At 68.4% G+C, this 21,603-nt stretch carries 28 protein-coding genes and 2 pseudogenes; 11 read left to right on the forward strand and 19 right to left on the reverse strand.

Annotated features, from left to right (window positions below; all coding sequences use genetic code 11):
* The first annotated feature begins 2 nt into the window (after positions 1-2).
* Positions 3-2,369 (forward strand): ADP-ribosylglycohydrolase family protein, encoded by a 2,367-nt coding sequence (locus BJ970_RS02470; RefSeq protein WP_184723129.1) that lies wholly within the window; start codon positions 3-5, stop codon positions 2,367-2,369.
* 204 nt (positions 2,370-2,573) lie between these two features.
* Complete coding sequence (locus BJ970_RS02475; RefSeq protein ID WP_246470652.1) at positions 2,574-3,350, forward strand: enoyl-CoA hydratase-related protein; 777 nt, start codon at positions 2,574-2,576, stop codon at positions 3,348-3,350.
* Positions 3,351-3,358: 8 nt separating this feature from the next.
* Here BJ970_RS02475 and BJ970_RS02480 read toward each other — a convergent pair whose 3' ends face one another.
* Positions 3,359-3,964, reverse strand: coding sequence for a Uma2 family endonuclease (locus BJ970_RS02480; protein WP_184723135.1), 606 nt, complete (start codon positions 3,962-3,964; stop codon positions 3,359-3,361).
* A 143-nt stretch (positions 3,965-4,107) separates the two neighbouring features.
* On the opposite strand from BJ970_RS02480, the gene BJ970_RS02485 reads away from it, so the two are divergent.
* Entirely contained in the window at positions 4,108-4,263 is a 156-nt protein-coding gene (locus tag BJ970_RS02485; protein WP_184723138.1) for a hypothetical protein, read from the forward strand.
* A gap of 9 nt (positions 4,264-4,272) precedes the next feature.
* Here the strand turns inward: BJ970_RS02485 and BJ970_RS02490 are convergent, their stop codons facing one another.
* From BJ970_RS02490 to BJ970_RS02530, 9 genes are all read right to left on the reverse strand, one after another.
* On the reverse strand, positions 4,273-4,872 hold the full coding sequence (locus tag BJ970_RS02490) for a Uma2 family endonuclease (protein WP_184723142.1): 600 nt from the start codon (positions 4,870-4,872) through the stop codon (positions 4,273-4,275).
* A gap of 70 nt (positions 4,873-4,942) precedes the next feature.
* Positions 4,943-5,302, reverse strand: coding sequence for a barstar family protein (locus tag BJ970_RS02495; RefSeq protein ID WP_246471110.1), 360 nt, complete (start codon positions 5,300-5,302; stop codon positions 4,943-4,945).
* Between the two features lie 59 nt (positions 5,303-5,361).
* Positions 5,362-5,772 carry a guanyl-specific ribonuclease gene (locus BJ970_RS02500; protein ID WP_184723148.1) on the reverse strand — a complete coding sequence of 137 codons (411 nt, stop codon included), beginning with the start codon at positions 5,770-5,772 and terminating at the stop codon, positions 5,362-5,364.
* Positions 5,769-5,999, reverse strand: coding sequence for a hypothetical protein (locus BJ970_RS02505; protein ID WP_184723151.1), 231 nt, complete (start codon positions 5,997-5,999; stop codon positions 5,769-5,771). Before BJ970_RS02505 ends, BJ970_RS02500 begins: the two co-directional genes overlap by 4 nt.
* 158 nt (positions 6,000-6,157) lie before the next feature.
* A complete protein-coding gene (gene mmsB / locus BJ970_RS02510) occupies positions 6,158-7,099 on the reverse strand; it encodes a 3-hydroxyisobutyrate dehydrogenase (protein WP_281399506.1) in 942 nt (313 codons plus the stop codon).
* Positions 7,096-8,130: an enoyl-CoA hydratase/isomerase family protein gene (locus BJ970_RS02515; protein WP_184723158.1), complete on the reverse strand. Its 1,035-nt coding sequence runs from the start codon at positions 8,128-8,130 to the stop codon at positions 7,096-7,098. The genes mmsB and BJ970_RS02515 overlap by 4 nt, the downstream gene beginning before the upstream one ends.
* A 43-nt stretch (positions 8,131-8,173) precedes the next feature.
* The gene (locus tag BJ970_RS02520; RefSeq protein WP_184723161.1) at positions 8,174-9,343 is read right to left on the reverse strand and encodes an acyl-CoA dehydrogenase family protein; all 1,170 of its coding nucleotides are present in this window, start codon (positions 9,341-9,343) and stop codon (positions 8,174-8,176) included.
* 70 nt (positions 9,344-9,413) lie between these two features.
* The gene (locus tag BJ970_RS02525) at positions 9,414-10,913 is read right to left on the reverse strand and encodes a CoA-acylating methylmalonate-semialdehyde dehydrogenase (protein ID WP_184723164.1); all 1,500 of its coding nucleotides are present in this window, start codon (positions 10,911-10,913) and stop codon (positions 9,414-9,416) included.
* 243 nt (positions 10,914-11,156) lie between these two features.
* A complete protein-coding gene (locus BJ970_RS02530; RefSeq protein ID WP_184723167.1) occupies positions 11,157-11,594 on the reverse strand; it encodes an NUDIX domain-containing protein in 438 nt (145 codons plus the stop codon).
* Positions 11,595-11,682: 88 nt separating this feature from the next.
* Between BJ970_RS02530 and BJ970_RS02535 the strand changes: the two genes are divergently transcribed.
* The 5 genes from BJ970_RS02535 to BJ970_RS39840 are packed head-to-tail and all read left to right on the forward strand — an operon-like array spanning position 11,683 to position 12,751.
* Positions 11,683-11,865 carry a hypothetical protein gene (locus tag BJ970_RS02535; protein ID WP_184723170.1) on the forward strand — a complete coding sequence of 61 codons (183 nt, stop codon included), beginning with the start codon at positions 11,683-11,685 and terminating at the stop codon, positions 11,863-11,865.
* Complete coding sequence (locus BJ970_RS36910) at positions 11,862-12,332, forward strand: helix-turn-helix domain-containing protein (RefSeq protein WP_221468271.1); 471 nt, start codon at positions 11,862-11,864, stop codon at positions 12,330-12,332. Before BJ970_RS02535 ends, BJ970_RS36910 begins: the two co-directional genes overlap by 4 nt.
* Positions 12,259-12,489, forward strand: a complete 231-nt coding sequence (locus BJ970_RS39835; protein ID WP_376775100.1) for a transposase family protein — start codon at positions 12,259-12,261, stop codon at positions 12,487-12,489. The genes BJ970_RS36910 and BJ970_RS39835 overlap by 74 nt, the downstream gene beginning before the upstream one ends.
* Positions 12,390-12,650 (forward strand): hypothetical protein, encoded by a 261-nt coding sequence (locus BJ970_RS37570; protein ID WP_246470655.1) that lies wholly within the window; start codon positions 12,390-12,392, stop codon positions 12,648-12,650. Before BJ970_RS39835 ends, BJ970_RS37570 begins: the two co-directional genes overlap by 100 nt.
* On the forward strand, positions 12,572-12,751 hold the full coding sequence (locus BJ970_RS39840) for a transposase family protein (protein ID WP_376775101.1): 180 nt from the start codon (positions 12,572-12,574) through the stop codon (positions 12,749-12,751). The genes BJ970_RS37570 and BJ970_RS39840 overlap by 79 nt, the downstream gene beginning before the upstream one ends.
* A gap of 140 nt (positions 12,752-12,891) precedes the next feature.
* Here the strand turns inward: BJ970_RS39840 and BJ970_RS02545 are convergent, their stop codons facing one another.
* From BJ970_RS02545 to BJ970_RS37580, 3 genes are all read right to left on the reverse strand, one after another.
* Positions 12,892-13,068, reverse strand: a complete 177-nt coding sequence (locus tag BJ970_RS02545; protein ID WP_184723173.1) for a hypothetical protein — start codon at positions 13,066-13,068, stop codon at positions 12,892-12,894.
* Between the two features lie 149 nt (positions 13,069-13,217).
* Entirely contained in the window at positions 13,218-14,189 is a 972-nt protein-coding gene (locus tag BJ970_RS37575; RefSeq protein WP_246470657.1) for a GntT/GntP/DsdX family permease, read from the reverse strand.
* Complete coding sequence (locus BJ970_RS37580; protein ID WP_246470659.1) at positions 14,186-14,410, reverse strand: hypothetical protein; 225 nt, start codon at positions 14,408-14,410, stop codon at positions 14,186-14,188. Before BJ970_RS37580 ends, BJ970_RS37575 begins: the two co-directional genes overlap by 4 nt.
* A 139-nt stretch (positions 14,411-14,549) precedes the next feature.
* Between BJ970_RS37580 and BJ970_RS02565 the strand changes: the two genes are divergently transcribed.
* Both BJ970_RS02565 and BJ970_RS02570 read left to right on the forward strand, forming a co-directional pair.
* The gene (locus tag BJ970_RS02565) at positions 14,550-15,218 is read left to right on the forward strand and encodes a GntR family transcriptional regulator (protein WP_184723176.1); all 669 of its coding nucleotides are present in this window, start codon (positions 14,550-14,552) and stop codon (positions 15,216-15,218) included.
* A 245-nt stretch (positions 15,219-15,463) separates the two neighbouring features.
* A complete protein-coding gene (locus BJ970_RS02570) occupies positions 15,464-16,468 on the forward strand; it encodes a methyltransferase (protein WP_246470660.1) in 1,005 nt (334 codons plus the stop codon).
* On the opposite strand, the gene BJ970_RS39355 is transcribed toward BJ970_RS02570, so the two are convergent.
* From BJ970_RS39355 to BJ970_RS02580, 4 genes and pseudogenes are all read right to left on the reverse strand, one after another.
* Positions 16,435-16,641, reverse strand: coding sequence for a hypothetical protein (locus BJ970_RS39355; RefSeq protein ID WP_312864071.1), 207 nt, complete (start codon positions 16,639-16,641; stop codon positions 16,435-16,437). The genes BJ970_RS02570 and BJ970_RS39355 overlap by 34 nt on opposite strands.
* A 36-nt stretch (positions 16,642-16,677) precedes the next feature.
* A pseudogene (locus tag BJ970_RS39360) lies at positions 16,678-16,761 on the reverse strand (hypothetical protein); the annotation flags it as partial.
* A gap of 52 nt (positions 16,762-16,813) precedes the next feature.
* Positions 16,814-17,155: pseudogene (locus BJ970_RS39845) on the reverse strand (MOSC domain-containing protein); the annotation flags it as partial.
* A 273-nt stretch (positions 17,156-17,428) separates the two neighbouring features.
* Positions 17,429-18,487 (reverse strand): NAD(P)H-dependent flavin oxidoreductase, encoded by a 1,059-nt coding sequence (locus BJ970_RS02580; protein WP_184723179.1) that lies wholly within the window; start codon positions 18,485-18,487, stop codon positions 17,429-17,431.
* 241 nt (positions 18,488-18,728) lie between these two features.
* On the opposite strand from BJ970_RS02580, the gene BJ970_RS02585 reads away from it, so the two are divergent.
* Complete coding sequence (locus tag BJ970_RS02585) at positions 18,729-19,358, forward strand: GNAT family N-acetyltransferase (protein WP_184723182.1); 630 nt, start codon at positions 18,729-18,731, stop codon at positions 19,356-19,358.
* A gap of 27 nt (positions 19,359-19,385) precedes the next feature.
* Here BJ970_RS02585 and BJ970_RS02590 read toward each other — a convergent pair whose 3' ends face one another.
* Together BJ970_RS02590 and aceA are read right to left on the reverse strand one after the other, a co-directional pair.
* The gene (locus BJ970_RS02590) at positions 19,386-19,946 is read right to left on the reverse strand and encodes a Uma2 family endonuclease (protein ID WP_184723184.1); all 561 of its coding nucleotides are present in this window, start codon (positions 19,944-19,946) and stop codon (positions 19,386-19,388) included.
* Positions 19,947-20,207: 261 nt separating this feature from the next.
* Complete coding sequence (gene aceA, locus BJ970_RS02595; protein WP_184723187.1) at positions 20,208-21,521, reverse strand: isocitrate lyase; 1,314 nt, start codon at positions 21,519-21,521, stop codon at positions 20,208-20,210.
* Positions 21,522-21,603 lie beyond the last annotated feature (82 nt).

Consider the following 21,603-nt stretch of genomic DNA (forward strand, 5'->3'; position numbering starts at 1 on the left):
AAGTGGAAGAATTCAGGCTCGACGAAACGGAACGAGCGCTGCTGGCAGCTTGGCGCGAGGCGCGCGCTACCGGCCACCGCGACCCGGTGGAGCAACGGCTGCTGGACACCTGGAGACAGTGGCGGCGGCAACCCGCCACCAGGCCGCTGTGGGCGACGGCACTGCAACACCGGCTCGGCGCGGAAACCCCGCCAGCGCCCGCCACCGGCCTGGCCGATCGCCGCGGCGCGCTGCCCGAGGCACCGGGCCGGGTGCTCGGCATGCTGCTGGGCGGTGCGGTGGCCGAGTTCATCACGCTCGGCCGGGTCGGTCAGCGCACCACCGCCGTGCTCTTCGTCCTGGAAGGGCTGATCCGCGCGCACACCCACGCGCGGTCGTCGGGCGATGGCGACCCGGTCGGCTTCGCCCTCGGCGGGCTCCAGCGCTGGCTGTACACCCGCGGCGTTCCGTGGCACGACTGCGGAATCGATGCCGCCCGCCCGAACGGCTGGCTGGTCGGGGAAGCCGAGCTTCGCTCCTCCGACACCGACGACCCGACGATGCTCACCGCGCTCGCCCGGGTCGCCGCCGGGCGGGCCGCCGGATCGCGGCAGCAGCCGATCAACAGCTCGGACACCGCCTCGGCCGTGCCGCTCGGCGCGCTCGCCGCGCTGTGGTCGGGCGATCCCGGCATGGTGTTCGCCCTCGGTGGCGACCTCGCCTCGCTCACCCACGGCCACCCGAACGGCCACAGCCCGGCCAGCGTGCTCGGGGTGGCGATACTGTGCCTGCTGCGCGGGATTTCGCTGCAAACCTCGCTGAGCCAAGGGCTTTCCGGCTGGCAGTCAGCACGCACCCCGTTGACGCGCGCCTTGTGGCTCGGGCGGATGAGCCCCGCCGGGTTCCGACCGCGCCGAGCGCACCTCGACGCGATGCGTCCCGGCCGCAGCGGCCTGGACGCGCTCGCGATCGCGGTCCGGGTCTCGACAGCGTGCGAAGACGACTTCGCCGGTGCCATCGCTTCCGCGAGCGAGCACAGCGGAGACGCGGCGACCTCGGCCGTGCTGTGCGGGCAGTTGCTCGGCGCGCTGCACGGTCCGACGGCGATTCCGGTGGAATGGCTGGAGAAGCTGCCGATTACCACGCTGATCGAGCGAATCGCCGCGGACGCGGCGACCGAATTCGGCCCCTATCCGGACGAATCCGACGAGTGGGAGCGCCGCTACCCGACCACCGAAACCGCCGATCCCCCAAGACCGTCCACAACGGACTACCGCACCGGGCTCACCGCGGTGCCCCGGCTGGCCTCGTCCCGAGACCGGTTCCTCGGCGCGGTACTGGGCTGCGCGGTCGGCGAGGCGCTCGGCATGCCCATCGCCGCCGAGAGCTGGGACGAGATCCGGTCCCGCCACGGCGCGGAGGGGCTGACCGACTACATCCCCGCCGGTCATCCCTCCGGCCGACTCGGCAGCGATACCCAGCTGCTGCTGTTCTCGCTGGAAGGCACGATCCGTGCCAACGTCAGCCGACGCGCCACCGGCACCGACGACCCGACCCGGCACATCCAGCACGCCTACCAGCGCTGGCTGCACACCCAGCACCTGAGCTGGCCACGGGCGGCGGGCGAATTCCTGGGCGGCACTGCGGCCCCGGACGGCTGGCTGGTCGGCCAGCGGGCGCTGTTCCAGACCCGCAACCCGGGCCGCACCATGATGCGCACGCTCATCGCGTTCGCCAAGGGCCAGCAGGCGATGGGCACCCCGGAGAACCCGGTCAGCGACTCACAGGGCAGCAGCGCGATCATGCGCGCCGTTCCGGCCGCGCTGTGGAGCAACGATCCGGCGGAGGTCTTCCGAGTAGGGATGAACACCGCCGCGCTGACCCACGGTCATCCGACGGCCTGGTTGAGCGCGGGCGCGCTGGCGTTTCTGGTGTCGCGGCTGATGAACGGCGAGGCGCTGAGCACGGCGGTGGACGCGACGCTGGAACAGCTCGCCCCGCACAACGGGCATGAAGAGGTCAGCCGACGGATCACGGCGGCGGTCCGGCTAGGCCGCAGCGGCCGCGTTCCGCCCGGCGATGTGGAACGCATCATCGGCACTGGGTCGACGGCGGCCGAAGCCCTGGGCTTCGGGTTGTACGCGGCGCTTGCCTGCGATGGGGACTTCGACACGGCGCTGCCGGTGGCGGTGAACCACTCCGGCAACAGCGCTACCACGGGTGCGGTCTGCGGCAGCCTGATCGGTGCGTTGTCCGGCGCGGAGGGCATCCCGGAGCGCTGGAAGTCGGAGCTGGAGCTCTACGACGTGATCGAACGACTCGCGCACGACGCGGTCCTGGAGTTCGGTCCCCGCCCGCCCGCCTGGTCCGACCGCTACCCCCCGACCTGACGAAGCAGCGGGGTGGCCGGCCGGTGCGTGTGGGTAGGGGTGCGCACCGACCGGCCCGCCGTTGTTCAGGACACGTGAGCACGTTGACCGGCTACTGCTGCCCAACGTGCTCACGGTCTTGGCTGGGACAGCGGCTCTGCACCTAGGACGGATTGGGACCTTGCTCACTGGCCTGGGATGCTAACGACGGTTAACGTGCCTGTCATGGATGAACTCGTGCACCTCGCCGTGGCCGACGGCCTAGCGACGATCACGCTGGACTCGCCGCACAACCGCAACGCGCTTTCCGCGCAGCTGCGCAGGGAACTGCGGGACCACCTGAACTCGGCGATCGCCGACGACGCGGTGCGCGTGATCGTCCTGGCGCACACCGGCACCGTGTTCTGCGCCGGGATGGACCTGAAGGAGTCGCGCTCGGCGGGCTCCGAGAAACAGGGTGTGAACGAGTTCCCGGCGATCCTGGAACAGCTCTGGACCAGCCCGAAGCCGGTGGTGGCCAAGGTCGCCGGACCGGCGCGAGCCGGTGGCGTAGGCATGATCGCGGCCTGCGACATCGCGGTCGCGGCCGAAGGAGCGACCTTCGCGTTCTCCGAGGTACGCATCGGCGTCGTGCCCGCGTTGATTTCGGTGACCGTACTGCCGCGCCTCAACGGTCGGCAGGCGCACGAGCTGTTCCTGACCGGCGAGACCTTCGACGCCCGCCGCGCCGCCGAAATCGGCCTGCTCAACTCCGCAGTGGCCGCCGACGAACTGGACGCCGCGGTCCAGCGCTACGCCGACATGCTCGCCCTCGGTGCCCCGAACGCCCTGGCGGCGACCAAGGAGATGCTGATCGGCCACCGCCCGTCGAAGATGAGCGAGGCGTTCGCCCAAATGCTGGAGCTATCGGCGAAGCACTTCGCAAGCGAGGAAGGCCAAGAAGGCATGCGGGCCTTCACCGAAAAACGAAAGCCCGCCTGGGTACCCAAAGACCTCAGATGACCGGCTAGTCAGTCGCCTTCGCCACCGATCCGGTCGCGCCAGGGCCCGCTGGCGAGCAGCCACTGCGGCACGATCTTGACCGGGAACGGGAACTCGGTGGCGAAGGTGTCCTCGCCGAGAACCTGCTGCACCTCGCGGTACTCACCGTCCGCCAACCGAAGCTCAACGATCGCCGGCTTCTCATCTCCCGGGGTGACGATCCAGTACGCATTGATACCGAACTTGGCGTACTCGCGACGCTTGGTGTGGTGATCGCGAAGGATGCTCTCCGGCGAGACGACCTCGATGGCTAGCAGAGGTGGTCGGGTTAGATACGGCTTCTCGAAGTCGGCTGCCTCGATCACAACAACGTCCGGAATGCGGTGATGCGTCCGGTCCGCATTCAAGTTGATGCCCGCTCCCTGCATCACGACGCAGTCATCCGGCGCGACTTCGAAGCCAAGGTACGCGGACAATCGCGACTCGACGAGAGAATGAACACTTACTGGCGCAGGAGACACGTCAAGCCTCCCGTCGACCAGTTCGTAGCGGCGCCCGTCGTCGGGTAGCCGTTCCAGATCGTCGGCGGTCATCGGTGCGTGCTGCTCGTTCGCCCGCATGTTCACGACAGTCATACTGCCTCCTGTTCTGCACGGAGGCCAGTATTGCGAGACACCCCTGGTCACGAACGGGCGATCACGTGTGTCAGGAACGGGTCAGGACCGCCGTGAACTGCCGGCCGCAGATGGGGTGCTCGACGGCATCCCGGAGCAAGGAGATGCTGATCGGTCAGCGCCCGTCGAAAATGAGCGACGCGTTCGCCCAAATGCTGGAGCTGTCGGCGAAGCACTTCGCAAACGAGGAAGGCCAAGAAGGCATGCGGGCCTTCGCCGAAAAACGAAAGCCCGCCTGGGTATCCCAAAACCTCAAGTGAACCGGCCGATCAATCGCCTTCGCCACCGATCCGGTCGCGCCAGGGCCCGCTGGCGAGCAGCCACTGCGGCACGATCTTGACCGGGAACGGGAACTCGGTGGCGAAGGTGTCCTCGCCGAGAACCTGCTGCACCTCGCGGTACTCACCGTCCGCCAACCGAAGCTCAACGATCCCCGGCTTCTCATCTTCCGGCGTGACGATCCAGTACGCCTCGATACCGAACTTGGCGTACTCGCGACGCTTGGTGTGGTGATCACGAAGGACGCTCTCCGGCGAGACAACCTCGATGGCGAGCAGCGGGGGACGAGTGAGGTGCGTTTCGTCATCCTCATCTCGACGTACCAGAACATCGGGGATGCGGTGATGGGTCCGATCGGCGTTGAAGTTGATGCCCGCCCCCTGCAGGACCTCGTATTCTTCAGGCGCCAGATGGGTCAGCAGGTACCCCAGTCGGTTCTCGATACGCGAATGCTTGCGCGCTGGCGATGGAGACACGTCAAGCCTCCCGTCGACCAGTTCGTAGCGGCGCCCGTCGTCGGGTAGCCGTTCCAGATCGTCGGCGGTCATCGGTGCGTGCTGCTCGTTCGCCCGCATGTTCACGACAGTCATCCTGCCTCCTGTTCTGCACGGAGGCCAGTATTGCGAGACACCCCTGGTCACGAACGGGCGATCACGTGTGTCAGGAACGGGTCAGGACCGCTGTGAACTGCCGGCCGCAGATGGGGTGTTCGACGGCATCGCGGAGGACGGCGTTGATCCGGCTGAAAGCCTTCGGGTCGTGCTCGGCAAGCGTTTGGAAGCCCGACCAGACCAGGACGTGCTCGCCCTCCGGCAGCCAGGACAGGTCCGTCAGGCAGTCATAGAGCGCGTCCAGGTTGCGGCCGGCCCACTCCGGGAAGTTCAGCACCGCGGCGATCCCGTCCAGGGTCGTTCGCTTGCTCACCAGGTCGGCACCGTCCAGGACATGCGCGACCGCGCCGCGCTGCTCCACCTCATCTACGGCCTCGCGCGCAGTGACGTCGGCGGACGGCTGCTCCATCTCGCTCACCGTCGGCTCCTTCCGCACCTTGCTGGCCCACTTCGTTGCGAACATCGCATTCAACCCGCCGCGTTGACAACCACAAATGACTCGTAATGATCGCTGGTGTAGTAAAGCTCGGAATGACCACCGGTGACCAGCCTCCGGGCTCCGCGATCGGGTGAGCCCGGGGTCGGCACGGTGTACTCGTGGTAGTAGCCCGCCGCCTGGCCCGGCAGGATGTGCTCCCGGTTACCGAACACCGAGCCGTCCTTGCCGGGGAACGGGAACGGCCCGCCCTTGATGATCAGCCGCCAGGTCTGGCCAGCCTCCGGCGGAAGCGCGGACAGTTCTTGCACCGGCAGGCCCGACTCCGCGCCGGGCACGGCCTGCTGCGTCCCGGCTCCGGCGTAGTCGCGGACGAACCAGCCGATAACGACCAGCGCGATCAGCCCGACCAGCGCCGCCGAGATGCGCCTGCGCGAGGTCACGCCGCGGTCCCCTTCCGCCCGCCGTCCCGGCGGCCAACCGGGGGTTCCGCGTCCCGGACCCTCGTCAGCTTCGCGCCGAGGCGGTCGATGCCACGGTCGATCACGCGCGCGAGGGCCCAGCACAGCGGCAGCAGCACCGCCAGCACCAGGGTCACCTGCAACGGGTACGCCAGCTGCACGAGCCACAGCTCGACGCCGTCATACCACTCGACCAGCCACTCCAACACAGAGCGTCAGGGTACGCGCGCTCCGTCGGTGATGTGCGCCGCCCCGGCTCCACTCACCGCTACCCCGCGTGCGCACCTCGCGCGGGGCAGCACGGTTTCATGGCGAAAGCGACCGTCGCCCGGGTGACGGTCGCTTTCCCCGACATGACCACGGCGCGTCAGCGCTGGTCGGAATGGTCCCGGACGGACTTGATGATCGCGCCGAAGTCGAAGCCGCCGCCACCCTCGTCGTTGAACCGCTGGTAGAGCTCGGTGGCCAGGCGGCCGATCGCGGCGTCCGTGCCGCTCTGCTCCGCCGCCGAGGTGGCCAGCTTGAGGTCCTTGAGCATCAGTGCCGCGGCGAACCCGGGCTCGTAATCGTGGTTGGCGCGGCTGGTCTCCACCAGGTCCGGCACCGGGCAGTTGGTGGTGAGCGCCCAGCACTGCCCGGTCGAGATCGACGCCACGTCGTAGAGCGCCTGATGCGAGAGCCCCAGCCGCTCGCCGAGCACGAACGCCTCGCTGACCGCGACCATCGACGCACCGAGGATGAGGTTGTTGCACATCTTGGTGACCTGGCCGTTGCCGGGCCCGCCGCAGTGGATCACCTTGCGCGCCATCGGTTCCAGCAGCGGCTCCGCGCGATGGAAGTCCTCCTCGGCACCGCCCACCATGAACGTCAGGGTGCCCGCCTCGGCGCCTGCGGTGCCGCCGGAGACCGGGGCGTCGATCGACCCGAACCCGGCCTCGGCCGCCCGCAGGTGCGCCTCGCGGGCGTCCGCGACGTCAACGGTGGAGGAGTCGATGAGCAGCGTGCCGGGCTTGGCCGCGGCGAGCACCTCGTCGTAGAGGGACAGCACGTGCTTGCCGCTGGGCAGCATGGTGATGACCGCATCGGCGTCGGTGACGGCCTCGGGCACCGACGCCACCGTGGTCACGCCGTGCCGGTCGGCGACCTCCAGCGCCGCCGGGATCAGGTCGAACCCCTGTACCCGGTGACCGGCCTTGACGAGGTTCGCCGACATCGGACCGCCCATGTGGCCCAGCCCGATGAAACCGATGACAGCCATTGTCATTTCCCTTTCTGCGCTGGAACTTTCGTCAAGGCCGCCGCGGCTCAGCCGAACAGGTTCGGCTCGTCCGCGACTGGTTCGAAGAACTTATCGACCCGGGAATCGTCCACATCGGACAACTCCGCCGGGGACCACTGCGGGTTGCGGTCCTTGTCCACCAGGGTCGCCCGCACGCCCTCGATAAAATCGCCGATGCGCACGCACGCCACGGCCAGCCGGTACTCCTGGACGAGGGCCTCCTCCAGCGAGCCGTAGTCGCTGCGCAGGGCCTTGCGGGTGACCTTGAGCGACGTCGGCGACTTCTGCCCGATCGCCTCGGCGCTCTTGCGGGCGGCTTCCTCCGGCCGTTCGCGCAGACGCCGCAGGATCTCCTCGACGTCGTCGGCCGAGTACGCTGCGTCGATCCACTCCCGCTGCGCGGCCAGCGGTGCCTCGGGGGCGGGCTCGGCGAACTTCCGCAGCACCTCGTCCACCGCGCCGGTGGACAGCGCGTCGATGAGCTCCGGCAGGTTCGCGCTGTTGACGTAGTAGTCGGCCAAACCGCAGTAAAGCGCGTCGGCGCCGCCGACCGGCGCACCGGTCAGCGCCAGGTGCGTGCCGAGTCCCCCGGGGGCGCGGGACAGCAGGTAGGTGCCGCCGACGTCGGGGATGAAGCCGATGCCGACCTCCGGCATGCCGACCTTGGAGCGCTCGGTGACCACCCGGTGCGAGCCGTGCGCGGTGATGCCGACGCCGCCGCCCATGCAGATGCCGTCCATGATTCCGACGACCGGCTTCGGGTAGCGCGCCAGCGCCGAATCGAGCCGGTACTCCTCGATCCAGAAGGTGGCGGGCAGCGACTCGTCACCGGCCTTCGCCGCCTCGTGTAGTGCGCGGATATCGCCGCCCGCGCACAGCCCGCGCTCCCCTGCTCCGTCGATCAGGATCGCCTGGATGTGCTCGGCGGTGCGCCACTGCTCCACCGCCTGCGCCATCGCCCGAACCATCCCCAGCGTCAGGGAGTTGAGCGCCTTGGGGCGATTGAGCGTGATCCGTCCGAGCGATCCCTGTTCGCGGACCAGGATCTCGGGCTCAGTCATGATGCGACTCCGTCCTGTGCTGGCCACCCCGAGCCGGTGGCGGTCACGCCGCCAGCAGTCCCCGCGAGATGATCAGCCGCATGATTTCGTTGGTACCTTCCAGGATCTGATGCACCCGCAGGTCGCGGACGATCTTCTCCAGGCCGTACTCGGCAAGGTAGCCGTATCCACCGTGGATCTGAAGTGCCTCGTTCGCGACCGCGAACCCCACGTCGGTGGCCAGCCGCTTGGCCATCGCGCACAACCGGGTGGCCGCCGGGTCCCCGACGTCCAGTGCCCAGGCGGCCCGCCACAGCAGCAGCCGGGCGGCTTCCAGGTCGGTGACCATGTCGGCGAGCTTGAACTGCAGCACCTGGAACTCGCTGAGCTTGGAGCCAAAGGCGCTGCGTTCCCGCACGTAGTCCAGGCTCTTGTCGAGCGCGGCCTGCGCGCCGCCCAGCGAGCAGGCCGCGATGCTGAGACGACCGCCGTCCAGCCCCGCCATGGCGATCCGGAAGCCGATGCCCTCCTCGCCGAGCCGCTGGTCGGCGGGCACCCGGACGCCGTCGAAGATCACCTGCCGGGTCGGTTGGGCGTTCCAGCCCATCTTCTTCTCGTTGGCTCCGAAGGACAGTCCCTCGGAGCCGCCTTCCACGATGAAGGTGGAGATGCCCTTCGCGCCCGGTTCGCCGGTGCGGGCCATCACCACGTAGACGTCCGAGGTGCCGCCGCCGGAGATGAACTGCTTGACGCCGGTGATCAGGTAGTCATTGCCGTCGCGAACCGCTCGGGTTTGGATCGCCGCCGCGTCCGAGCCCACGCCGGGTTCGGTGAGGCAGTAGCTGACCAAGCGTTGCATCGAGCACAGCTCAGGCAGCCAGCGAGCTCGCTGCTCGGCCGTGCCGAAGCGGTCGATCATGCCGACACACATGTTGTGGATCGAGATGTAGGCGGCGATGGACGGGTCGCCGGTGGCCAGCGCCTCGAAGATCAGGGCCGAGTCGAACCGGCTCAGCCCGCTGCCGCCGAACGAGTCGTCGACGTAGATCCCGCCGATGCCGAGCTGTCCGGCGGCGCGCAGCGCGTCGATCGGGAAGTGCTTGGCCTGGTCCCACTCGATGGCGTGCGGGGCGAGCTGTTCGGCGGCGAATTCCCGCGCAGTCTGCTGGATCGCGCGCTGGTCCTCGGTGAGCTCGAACGGCGACACCGGACCGGCAACCGCTGCAACGGACATGTCCGTACCCTCCCCTTTTTAGCACTTTTGGCGCTTTTAGCACTTTTGGCGCTTTTGGCACCCACCCGGATCAGTGCATGGTCGGAATGGTGAAGCTGGCGCCTTCCTTGAGGCCGGAGGGCCAGCGCGAGGTGACCGTCTTGGTCTTGGTGTAGAAGCGGATCGAGTCCGGCCCGTGCTGGTTGAGGTCGCCGAATCCGGACCGCTTCCAGCCGCCGAAGGTGTGGTAGGCGATGGGCACCGGGATCGGCACGTTGACGCCGACCATGCCGGTGTTGACGCGGGAGACGAACTCGCGCGCGGCGTCGCCGTCGCGGGTGAAGATTGCCACGCCGTTGCCGTACTCGTTCTCGCTGGGCAGCCGGACCGCCGCGTCGTAGTCGGCGGCGCGGACCACCGACAGCACCGGGCCGAAGATCTCCTCCCGGTAGATCCGCATGTCCGCTGTGACGTGGTCGAACAGCGAGGCGCCCAGGAAGAACCCGTCCTCATGCCCGGACAATTGGAAGTCCCGGCCGTCGACCAGCAGTTTCGCGCCCTCGTCGACGCCGACGCCGATCAGATCGCGGACCCGCTGCCACGCCTGCTTGGTCACCAGCGGGCCGAAGTCGGCGGACTGGTCGAAGCTGGTCCCGATCTTCAGCCGGTGCACCCGCTCGACGAGCTTGTCGACAAGCGCGTCCGCGGTGGCCTCGCCGACCGGCACGGCGACCGAGATCGCCATGCAGCGCTCCCCGGCGGAGCCGTAGCCCGCGCCGATCAGCGCGTCGGCGGCCTGGTCCAGGTCCGCGTCGGGCATCACGATCAGGTGGTTCTTGGCACCGCCGAAGCACTGGGCGCGCTTCCCGTGGGCGGCCGCGGTCGAGTAGATGTACTCGGCGATCGCCGACGAGCCGACGAAGCCGACGGCCTCGATGCGGGGTTCGATCAGGATCGCGTCCACCGCGGTCTTGTCGCCGTTGATCACGTTGAAAATGCCCGGCGGCAACCCGGCCTCGATGAACAGCTCGGCCAGCCGCAGCGGCACCGAGGGGTCGCGTTCGGATGGCTTGAGCACGAAGGCATTGCCGCAGGCGATCGCCGGTGCCGCCTTCCACAGCGGGATCATCGCCGGGAAGTTGAACGGGGTGATGCCGGCGACCACGCCCAGCGGTTGCCGCAGCGAGTACACGTCGATGCCGGTGCCGACGCTCTCGCTGTACTCGCCCTTGAGCAGGTGCGGGATGCCGACGGCGAACTCGACGACCTCCAGGCCGCGCTGGATGTCGCCCTTGGCGTCGGCGACGGTCTTGCCGTGCTCGGAGGCGAGCAGCCTTGCCAGCGACTCCATCTCGTCGTTGACGAGCTGGAGGAACCGCATCAGCACCCGCGCCCGCTTCTGCGGGTTCTGCGCCGCCCATGCCGGCTGCGCCTCGGCGGCGTTGTCGACCGCCGCCGCGACCTCCTCCGCCGAGGCCAGCGGCACCCTGGCCTGCACTTGCCCGGTGTTGGGATCGAACACGTCACCGAAGGCGCCGGACGTCCCCGCCACGCGCTTGCCGCCGATGAAGTGCTCCAGCTCGTTGGTCATGTCGCAACGCACCTTCCGCCGACCCGGTCGGTAATTACTAGGAAGCCAAACCTTTTGTACTCCAATCTTTCCCAGAAACCGGACCAACGCAACAGGTGCGCTCCGTCACAGCACCCATTCGATTCGCCGACTGTTGACAGTCAACAATTAGTAGCCCGACCGCGAGAAGGCGGAACTCCATCGCCGCACCGGGGCCGAAGTGTCCACTTCGGATGGTGGCTGAGCCGCTGCGCGCTCGGGTGGTCAGCCCTTGAGGTGCCTGTCGAGCATGGCTTCGAGTTCGGCGCTGAGCGGGAGCTCGTCGGCTGCCGAGACCCAGGCGTAGGCGTCGTGTTCGGTCAGCCGCACGTCGTCGATCGCGGTGACGGTGACCGACCAGGTGTGCTGTCGGTTGTACGTGCCGCGCTGGGCGATGTAGTCGAACGCGCCGAGATATCCGGTGACCTCGGCGATGTGCAGCCCGGTTTCTTCGACGACCTCGCGGTGCAGCGCGGTGCCCAGATCTTCGCCGGGATCGACCTTGCCGCCGGGGAATTCCCATTCACCGCCACGGGAATCCGTCTCGGACCGGCGCACCAGCAGGACCCGCCCACCAGAGTCGATGAGGGCCGCGACGATCTGCTGCTGCACGCCGTCGGCAGCGTCTTGTCGGGCCAGATCGGCCACTTCGGCCAAGTGCATGCGGACCGTCCTCCCAGGCTTTTCGCCACCGTACCGCAGGTGCCGGTCCGGCAGCGCGGCACTAGCGCAGTCGGCCAGGAAGTCCACAATGGTCGAAGCACAGCGGATCGACTCCGCTGGGGCTCGTCAATTTCAATGGGCCTTTTCCATCCTGATCTTGGCTGGCCAGAGGGTGTGGACGCGGGCGGTGGAGGTTGTGGGCGGCCTGGTCAAGGGCATGATCGTTTCCGTTGGTCATCTGACACCGGACGGGGACTCGGAGCAGCCGTGATCGTGATCATGTTGCGGGAAGAGAAGACAGACGCCCTCGGCGGGTTTGAATGGTTCGTGACAACACAATCGAGCCCCGCCGAGGGCGCAGAGCCCATTATGTATCGGGTCCGGCTTACGCTGTCGAAGACCACGATCGACTACGTCGCCTCGCTGATCACCGCCCACTGCAAGAAGATCGGCTCCCGCTGGCGCAAAGCCACTCCGGGCAAGCAGGCGATCATCGCGCTTGCGGTACTGCGTCACGACCAGCGGCTGCTGGACATGGCCGGCGGCAACGGGGTCTCGGCATCCACGATCAGCAGGTGGGTCGCCGAAGTCATCGACCTACTGGCCGCCGCGCCCCCGCCTGGACCGCGTGCCGGCCAACGCCGCCCGCGCCGGAGCGGACATGATGCTGCTGGATGGCACCCTCGTGCGCACCCAGCGGCGCACGGGTCGCGCCAACCGGGCCAACTACAGCGGTAAACACAAAGCCCACGGCCTGCTGTTTCTCGCCCTCACCGACGCCCACGGCAACCTGCTGTGGATCTCCGCGTCCGCACCCGGCCGGGCCTGGGAACCACCACCTCACGCCGCAACAAGCTCACCCCGAAACTCCGCGAGCACGGCCTGGGCGCCGTAGCCGACCTGGGATTCACCGGCCTGGAAGACGACCCCGACGACCCGGTCATCACACCGGCCGCCGCGCGGCCCGCTGCCGCCCGATCACCGACGCCCAGAAGCAGGCCAACCAGCTCCTCGCCCGGGAACGCGCCGCCTGCGAACACGGTTTCGCCGACCTGAAGAACTGGCGCATCCTCACCCGGCTGCGCATGCACACCCGCAACGCCACCCGCCTGCAGCGAGCACTGCTGGTGCTGACCAACCTGGAAATCGCCCGCTGACGAACAACCACGATCGTGCAGGCCGAGACGACGTTGCCCCTGGCCATGTCCGGCAAGCGTTGAGCGTGACGCAGTACGTCCGGCGCGATGATCGCCTGCGCGCGCGGGGGGTGGCTTTGCGCCGGCGGAAGCCGATTTCCTTACGCCAGACCGGAGATCAGGTCGCCGACGGTCTGTAGCGTGCGGGTGAAGACCGGCGGCTGGCCCTGGTACAAAATGGGCGCTGCGCCCTCGGCGAGGTTTTTTATGTTGTCACGAACCCATTCGAACCGCCGCGGGCCACCTTTTTCGTTTTCCCCGGCCGTGATCGCGATCACGCTGCCGTGGGCTGAGGGACGGTGTCAGATGATCAACCTTGATGATCATGACTCTGACCAGCCCACTCACGCCTCGCCGCCCACGTCCACCCCACCTGACCTGCAAAGATCAGGATCAAGAAAGCTCAATGGAAATCGGCGTGCCGCGCTCAGCGGGCCGCGCCGGCGCCGAGGACAAGGACCAGCGCAACGACCGACATGATTGTTTGGGCGACGGTGTAGACCTGGAAGGCGCCCCGGGTGTACAGGCCCAGCAGACCACGGAACATCCAGAACGCGTTATCGTGCACGTGACCGCCGAAGCTCGCACCGGCCTCGCCGGCAGGAGCAGCACGATCAGCGGCAGGCGGCGCTTGGGCTCCGCGACCTCGTCGATGGCGATCTCGATCGAGGTGTCCTCGTTCGATGTCCAGCACGGCGACGGCGAAGCCGGCGGCGGCTAGGTGTAGCGCCGTCTCGCGGCCGATGCCGCGTTCCGAGCCAGCCCCGGCGATCACAACGGTGCGCGTGGCGGGCATGAATCTCTCCTTGTTCGCGGGGTTTCTGGCGGGCATCGAGGTCAGGCGAGGAAAGCCGCGACCAGTTCGACGGCCCGCGCGGCGACGGCTTCGCGGTCGGCTTCGGCTACATCGTGGGTATCCAGCTCCAGGACGTAGCGGCCGGTTTAGCCGCTTTCGCAGAGGGTGCGGATGACTCCGGCGAAATCCACGCGACCGCGCCCCAGGCTGAGGTTGATCTCGCCGGGCACGGCGTCGCGCAGATGGACGTGCTCGGTCGATGAAGTCGCGGGCGAAAGCGATCTCGTCGATCTCCCCGGCGACGATGTGACTGACGTCGAGGACTAAACCCGCCGACTGCGGACCCCCGGTCGAGCAGCGCCCGAGCGAGTTCGCGGGTGTGACAGACCGGAACAGCAGCCGCTCGTCCCGCTCACCGGCCAGGTCGCCCAGCAGCCGGAAGCCGCGAGCCAGGCGGTCGAGGTTGGTGGCCTCGTCGACGAGCGGTTCCCGCGACTGCGCACCGCAGGGCACGATGATCACCGCGTCGAGCCGGGCCGCCAGGGAGATCAGCGCGCCGCCGACGGCCTTGAGCACGTCGTCGCTCAGCGCCGGGTCGTTCATGGGGCCCGCATCGACGTTGATCGCCCGGTCCGGAGTTCGTGCTGGTCGAGTACGCGGACCACGTCGTCGGCGTGGCCGTCGAGCGGCATGGGGAGGTGGTCGCAGGCCCCGGGCAGCCCGCCGAGGTCGATACCGAGCGGGCCGAGGCGCACGATCGCGCTCAGCGCATCCGCTAACGGCCGGTGGCGAAAGGAAATAGTCGAGCAGCCGATCCCGGACATCTTTTCACCGCGACACCCCTTCGTGCTGTCGGTGACGCAAAGTCACCGACGCGGCGATGCCGATTGTCAACAGTCGACCGTTGATCGTTTCCATGGGCTAGAGTGAAGGTTCTTCGACGAGCAGAGAGGCGAGAACCCGGTGTCCCTTGACGTCCCAGCGCTGTCCGGCGTCGACCGGCAGACGCTACGCGAGCAGAGTCTGCACAAGCTCCGCGAGGCCATCAGCAGTGGCCAGCTCGCGCCGGGCACCCGGCTGATCGAAACCGAGCTCAGCGATGCCCTCTCGGTCTCCCGCGGCACGCTGCGGGAAGCGCTGCGCCACCTTGTCCAGGAAGGGCTTGTCGTCGGCGACGAGCGCGGCCGACTGCTGGTTCGCGCGCTCAGCCCGGCCGAGGTCGACGACATCTTCGCCGTGCGCGGCGCGCTGGAGACGCTGGCGGTGGAGACGCTGTGCTCGGCTGCGGACCGCACCGCAATCGTCCAGCAACTCCGCGCGGCCGTCGACAAGCTCCGCGACCCCGACCAGCCCATTTCCGAGCTCGTCGAGGCCGACCTGGCGTTTCACCGGCGGCTGTGCGAGCTCACCGGGAACGAGACGCTCGTGCATTCCTGGCAACACCTGTCCGGGATGACCCGTGCGACGATCGCCCGCTCCGGGCCGGAACAAGCACTGCGCAACATGGACTGGCAGCGGCACACGCCCATCGTCGACGCCATCGAGGCCGGGGATGCCTCCCGTGCGCGCGAGGTCATGCGCGGCCACATGCAGGAGACCGCTGAACGGATCGTCTCGCTGCTCCAGGGCTGAGCCATCAGCCCGCGAGCGCTGTTCGAGAGCCCGTGCTGCGAGTTTCCCGCAGGCACAACGGGTTCTCGCCGCATCCGAGATCCTTCCTGACCGCACCGCGAGGCGGTCTACCGTCGGCATCCGGTGCCGGGGCCGGTGTCCACAATGAACAACCGAACCGGTCGAGGACTGATCGAAACCGGATGCAGGCTAGGCCGGGAAATCGCGGCGCGCTTCGCAAGCGTTGCGGGCTTACCCTGCAACGCATGCCCCACGAGTCATCGGACATCTGGGCAATGGCCGACCTGGCCACGCCATTCGCAGTTCGCACCGCGGCCACCCTGCGGGTGCCCGATGTGGTCAAGGACGGCCCGCTCCCGCTCGCCGAGATCGCGCACCGCTGCAAGGCCGAGGCGGACCCGCTCGGCCGGGTACTGCGATTCCTGGTGCACCGCGGCATATTCACCGAGCCACGAGCGGACGTTTTCGGTCCCAACGACGCCTCGGAGGCGCTCCGCAGCGACTTCACCGACGGGCCGCAGCCGTGGCTGGACCTCGACGGCGCCGTCGGTCGAGCCGACCTCGCGTTCGTCGAACTCGTCGAACAGGTCCGGGGCCACCACCCCGCATATCCGGCCGCGTTCGGCCGGTCCTTCTGGGAAGACCTCGCGCACAACCCGCAGCTGTCGGACTCATTCGACTCACTGATGGAGACCAAGACCTATGGGATCGCGCCGCTGATCGCCACCGCGCACGACTGGGGCGCCTACCCCCGGATCGCCGACGTCGGCGGCGGTAAGGGCGTGCTGCTCGCCGAGATCCTCCGGGCCCACCCGCACCTGCAGGGCATCCTGGTCGACCTGATCGGACCGGCCCGCAACGCGGCAACCTACCTGCGGGAGCAAGGCGTCGGGGAACGCGCCGAAGTGGTCACCGCGAACTTCTTCGACCCGCTGCCCATCGCGGCCGACGCCGTGGTGATCTGCGACGTCCTCGGCGACTGGGACGACGAGGACGCCACCCGGATCCTTGAGCACTGCGCGCAGGTGATCGGCCCGGACGGGCGAGTACTGATCGTCGAATTGCTCCCGGACAAAAACCTGATGGAGCTGTTCACCGAGATGGACCTGCGGATGATGGTCTACGCCGGCGGCCGGATGCGCGACCTCGACCGCACCCAGCAGATCGCGAGGGCTGCCGGGTTGACCATCGAGGACTTCACCCCGCTGGACAACGGTTACGCCATCATCGAGTGCCGCCCCGAGCGGTAGCGCCGCACGATGGCGGCGACGGACTCCCGCCACTTCTCCGGCAGATCCGCCAAGCCACCCGCGACGTGCCCGGCCAAGTCGGGGCGATCGTGCATCTGGAGGGCGAACACCTCGGCCACCCGCACCCCGTGCGCCGGCCGGGAGATCACCTCGACGGCATCACCCGCCGTCACCTCCCCCGGCTCCTCCACCGCCAGATAGGCACCGGTCCGGCCATGTTCGGTGAACTGCTCGACCTGCCCCCTGCCGTCCCAGAACCCGGCGAATACCCGGCACGGCGTGCTGCGGGCCAGTCACCCGCAGCACCGCCCCACCGATCCGCCACCGCTCACCGATTCGCCACCGCTCACCGATCCGCCACCGCTCACCGATTCGCCACCGCTCACCGATCACCGCAGAACTGCTGCCGCATCCCGCCAGCGTGAGGTTCTCGCCCGCGTTGCCGGGAGCCAGCTCCCGGCCATGCACTTGCGACCAGTATTGGAGTTCCTCGATGTCGAACGCGTACGCCGCCTGGTACCAGGCCGCGTGGTACTTCATGTCGCACACCGTGTCGCCGCGCACTCCGGACCGCTCGAACAGCACGGGGCCCTCGACCGGACGCTTGTCGATACCGGTCCGCCCGACCCGGCCGGTCCATTTCCCGGTCAGCACCACCGCGAGATTCACCGACTGGACAATCCCCATGAGCCCGACTACGCGGCCTCGGGTAGGCCGAATCCGGTGAGCATTCAGCGGCACCACTCACCCCCAACTCACCGCGACGCGCCCGCGCCAACGCCGACGACCAGAACCCTGCGCAGCCGCCGTCGCCGCTCGGCTCCCACGGGATCGTCCTCCGCCGGCCAACACACGCGCGGTTTCCTTGGGCCCCTCCCCCTCCCCCCACCCCTCCCTCCCGTTGTCTGCCGCGCGGCGGTGTTCGGTTGACCGCGTCCGTGTCGTTGGCAACGGACGTGATCAAGCCTGCGGTTGCAGCCGGGCGGCGGCCAGATCCAGCGCTTGGCGTGCCTCCTCCGTCAGGACGCGCATCAGTTCGGCTGCGGGTAGCGGGCGCGTTTGCGCGTAGGTCTGGCCCGCCCACAACGACAGCAGCTCGGGATCACCCGCCTTGCCCGCCGCGCCGCGCATCGGCTTGGTCAGGTTGTTCAGCTGCGGGTACGCCGCCGGCGCGTCAGCGTTCTCGGCCAGGAACCGGTTCACCAGCCCCCGCGCCGGACGCCCGCTGAACGCGCGCGTCAGCGCGGTTTCCCGTCGCCCGGCGGCGATTTCAGCGCGCTGGGTCGGCTGCGTACCCGCCTCATCGCACACCAGAAACGCGGTGCCCAATTGCGCCGCCACCGCACCTGCCGACAACACCGCCGCGACGTCAGCACCGTGGACGAGCCCGCCCGCGGCGATGACCGGCAGGTCGACCTCGGCCCGGATCAGACGGATCGCCGCCAGCAACCCGATCAGCGGCCCGCCACCTACCAGCGCCGGATCGTCGTTGAGCACCGCGCGGTGCCCACCGGCCTCCATGCCCTGCACGCACAGCAGGTCTGCGCCCGCATTCGCCGCGGCCCGCGCCTCTTGCGGAGTCGTCACCGTGGCGACGACCTCAGCCCCCACCTCGTGCAAACGATCCACAAGGGACCTCTCGGGCAGCCCGAATGTGAACGACACGACCGGAACCCGCTCGGCGATCACCAACTCCGCCTTGGCCAAGTAGGTGTCGTCGTCCCAGCTCGGCGAGCCCGCCACGACCCCGTGCCGCGCGGCCGCCGCCTCGACCCGGGCCCGGTAGTCGGCGAGATCAACGTCTCGCCGCTCGCCCGGGACGAAGAGGTTCACCCCGAACGGCTCCGACGTGAGCGCGCGGAAGTCCGCGATCTGGGCGGCCAGCGCTTCCTCAGACAGATACCCGCCGGCCAGGAAGCCGAGGCCGCCCGCGGCGCTCACCGCCGCAGCCAGTTCCGGCGTGGAGACGCCGCCTGCCATCGGCGCCGCGATCAGCGGGATTCCTCGCTCTGCAATCATGTTTCGACGGTAATCCCGCTCCTGGCGGGCGCGCATCAGAGCATCGTGCACCCCACAACAAGGTTCACTCGGCACGCCTCGCGTCGGTCGAGCGTGAGTCGAGCGGCAGGGCCCCGCACCACCACGCGAAGCTCCGCGAGCCCGCTGATCAATTTCGGGTGATCCCGCACTCTTTCAACGGCAATTCTCCTTTCTCTTAGGCATAACGGAGTTGAGGAGCTGATCGGAAAGGCACCCCAACATGCACACCACCAAACGCGATGACCTCGTGCTCCGCACCGCCGGCAGCGAGGACACCCCGACACTCGCGGAACTACTCAGCGCGGCATACCGCGACGACCCCCGGATGTCCGCGCTACTGCCGGACCACGCCCACCGAGAAACCAAGCTCCATGCACTGTTCTCCCTTCTGCTGACCCAAGAGCACCTCGACCACGGCACCGAGATCGCCGTGCTGAACGGGCAGCCGGAGGCCGTTGCGGTGTGGGACCGACCGGGCAGCCAGGTCGTCCCGCTCGGTCGGCGACTCGCCTACCTCCCGGCACTGCTGTCGGTGTTCCGCTGGCGGCTGCCGGAAGCCACCCGGGCGATCCAGGCGTTCAACGCCACCGACAGCCACCGACCGGACGAACCGCACTGGCACCTGGCGGCCATCGGCACCACGCCGCATGCCCGCAGCCGCGGACTCGGCCGCGCCCTGCTGGACTCCGGGCTGGCGCGGGCCGACGCGCACGACACCCCGGTCTATCTGGAGGCGACGACGCACGCCGGAGTCACCCACTTCGAGCGATTCGGGTTCCGGGTGATCCACGAATACCCGATCGCCGCCGGCCTGACCGTCTACGGCATGTGGCGCCCGGTCGAACGCTGACCGGCAAGGCCAACTCGACCACCCGAGTCAGGGACGCAACCCGGCGACCAGGTCGACCGGAGCGAACCTGACCGGGAATGGTCGCAGCGGCTCGAAGAGCTCGTCCCCGACCACCCGAGCCACCCGCTGGTAGTCGCTGCCGCCGACCAACTCCCACGCCGTCACCGTAGGCACTTCCAGATCCGGATCGACCAGCCAGAAGTGCTGGGTGCCCAGTCTCGCGTGCGCGGCCTTCCGCAAACTGATGTCGTTCAACCGGCTGCTCGGCGACGCCACCTCGACCGCCAACACCGGCGCTGTCTGCAAATTCCTCAACGTGAGTTCCGCATAGCGCGCGACCACGACGTCCGGCCGCAGTTCTGTGAACAGGTCCTGGCGCACCGGGAATGGCGCGGGCAGCACCCGGTATTCGGGCGGACTAGCCCGATGCAGCCGGACGAACAACGATCCGACCGCCTCCTGATGCGGCCAGCCTGGTGCCGGGCTCACGAGCAGCTCGCCGTCGATGAGTTCGTACCGGCGCCCGTCCTCCGGGATCGCCTCCAAGTCCTGAACGGTGAACCGGCGCCCGCCGAGATCGATGGACATCACGTGCTCCCTCCACTCAACGCCCCGAGGTTTTCGGGCCTCTGCGAATAAAGAGGAGCGAAGGGGCCGTACAGATACAGCTGAGGGCGATGATCACCGGAACGTGGCAACAAAAAAAGCGGGCGGGAACCCGACGCCTGGGTTCCCGCCCACTCGCACCATTGCGATTTTCCGACACCCCGCCACAGGGCCGCTGGTGCGTCTCGGGCGTGGTCGGCGCGCTACCCACGCGCCGAGCACGGATTCACTTGGTCAGCCGGATCAGTGGAATTGGGCCGTCTCGGTGGACCCGGCCAGCGCGGTGGTCGAAGAGTCCGGGCTCACCGCGGTGCTGATCAGGTCGAAGTAACCGGTACCCGCCTCGCGCTGGTGGCGCGTCGCGGTGTAGCCGTCGGCCTCCGCAGCGAACTCCCGCTCCTGCAGGTCCACGTAGGACGTCATGCCGTCCGCCGCGTACCCCTTGGCCAGGTCGAACATGCTGTAGTTCAGCGAGTGGAAACCGGCCAGGGTGATGAACTGGAACTTGTAGCCCATGTGGCCGAGTTCGCGCTGGAACTTCGCGATGGTGCTGTCGTCGAGGTTCTTCCTCCAGTTGAACGACGGCGAGCAGTTGTAGGCCAGCATCTGCTCCGGGTACTTCTCCTTGACGGCCTCGGCGAACCGCCGCGCGACCTCCAGATCCGGGGTCGAGGTCTCCATCCAGATCAGGTCCGAGTGCGGCGCGTAGGCCAGCGCGCGGGTGATGCACGGCTCGATGCCGTTGCGCACCTTGTAGAAGCCCTCCGGGGTGCGCTCGCCGGTGATGTACTGCCGGTCGCGCTCGTCGACGTCACTGGTCAGCAGCGTCGCGGCCTGCGCGTCGGTGCGGGCGATGACCAGGCTCGGGACACCCGCGACGTCGGCCGCCAGCCGCGCGGCGTTGAGCGTCTTGACGTGCTGGCTGGTGGGGATGAGCACCTTGCCGCCGAGGTGGCCGCACTTCTTCTCGGAGGCCAGCTGGTCTTCCCAGTGCACGCCCGCGGCACCGGCGGCGATCATGCCCTTCATCAGCTCGTAGGCGTTGAGCACACCACCGAAGCCGGCCTCGGCGTCGGCGACGATCGGCGCCAGCCAGTGGATCGCCTCGCTCTCCAGCCCCTCGTTCTGCGGGTCCAGCGCTTCAGACCAGTTGATCTGGTCGGCGCGCTTGAGGGCATTGTTGATCCGGCGCACGACCGCCGGGACCGAGTTGGCCGGGTACAGGCTCTGATCCGGATAGGTCTCGCCGGCCAGGTTGGCGTCGGCGGCGACCTGCCAGCCGGACAGGTAGATGGCCTTCAGCCCCGCGCGGACCTGCTGGACCGCCTGGTTCCCGGTCAGCGCGCCGAGCGAATTGACGTAGTCGGTTTCGTGCAGCAGCGTCCACAGCCGTTCGCTGCCCTGCCGGGCGAGGGTGTGTTCTTCCCGCACAGACCCGCGGAGGCGGATAACGGTCTCGGCCGAGTGGGTGCGCTCGATGCCCTTCCAACGCGGGTTGGTGTCCCAATCGCGCTGAAGTTCCTCGACGGCCTGCTTCGCCTGCTCGCGGATGCTCATGATGTTCCCCTTTCGGGATCTCCCTGCGGCCTGTTGAACCCAGTCTTGGCCCTGGTCCGGCGAAACACGACCAGAATTCCGA

It is taken from the genome of Saccharopolyspora phatthalungensis (genome assembly GCF_014203395.1).
Taxonomy (GTDB): Bacteria; Actinomycetota; Actinomycetes; order Mycobacteriales; family Pseudonocardiaceae; genus Saccharopolyspora; species Saccharopolyspora phatthalungensis.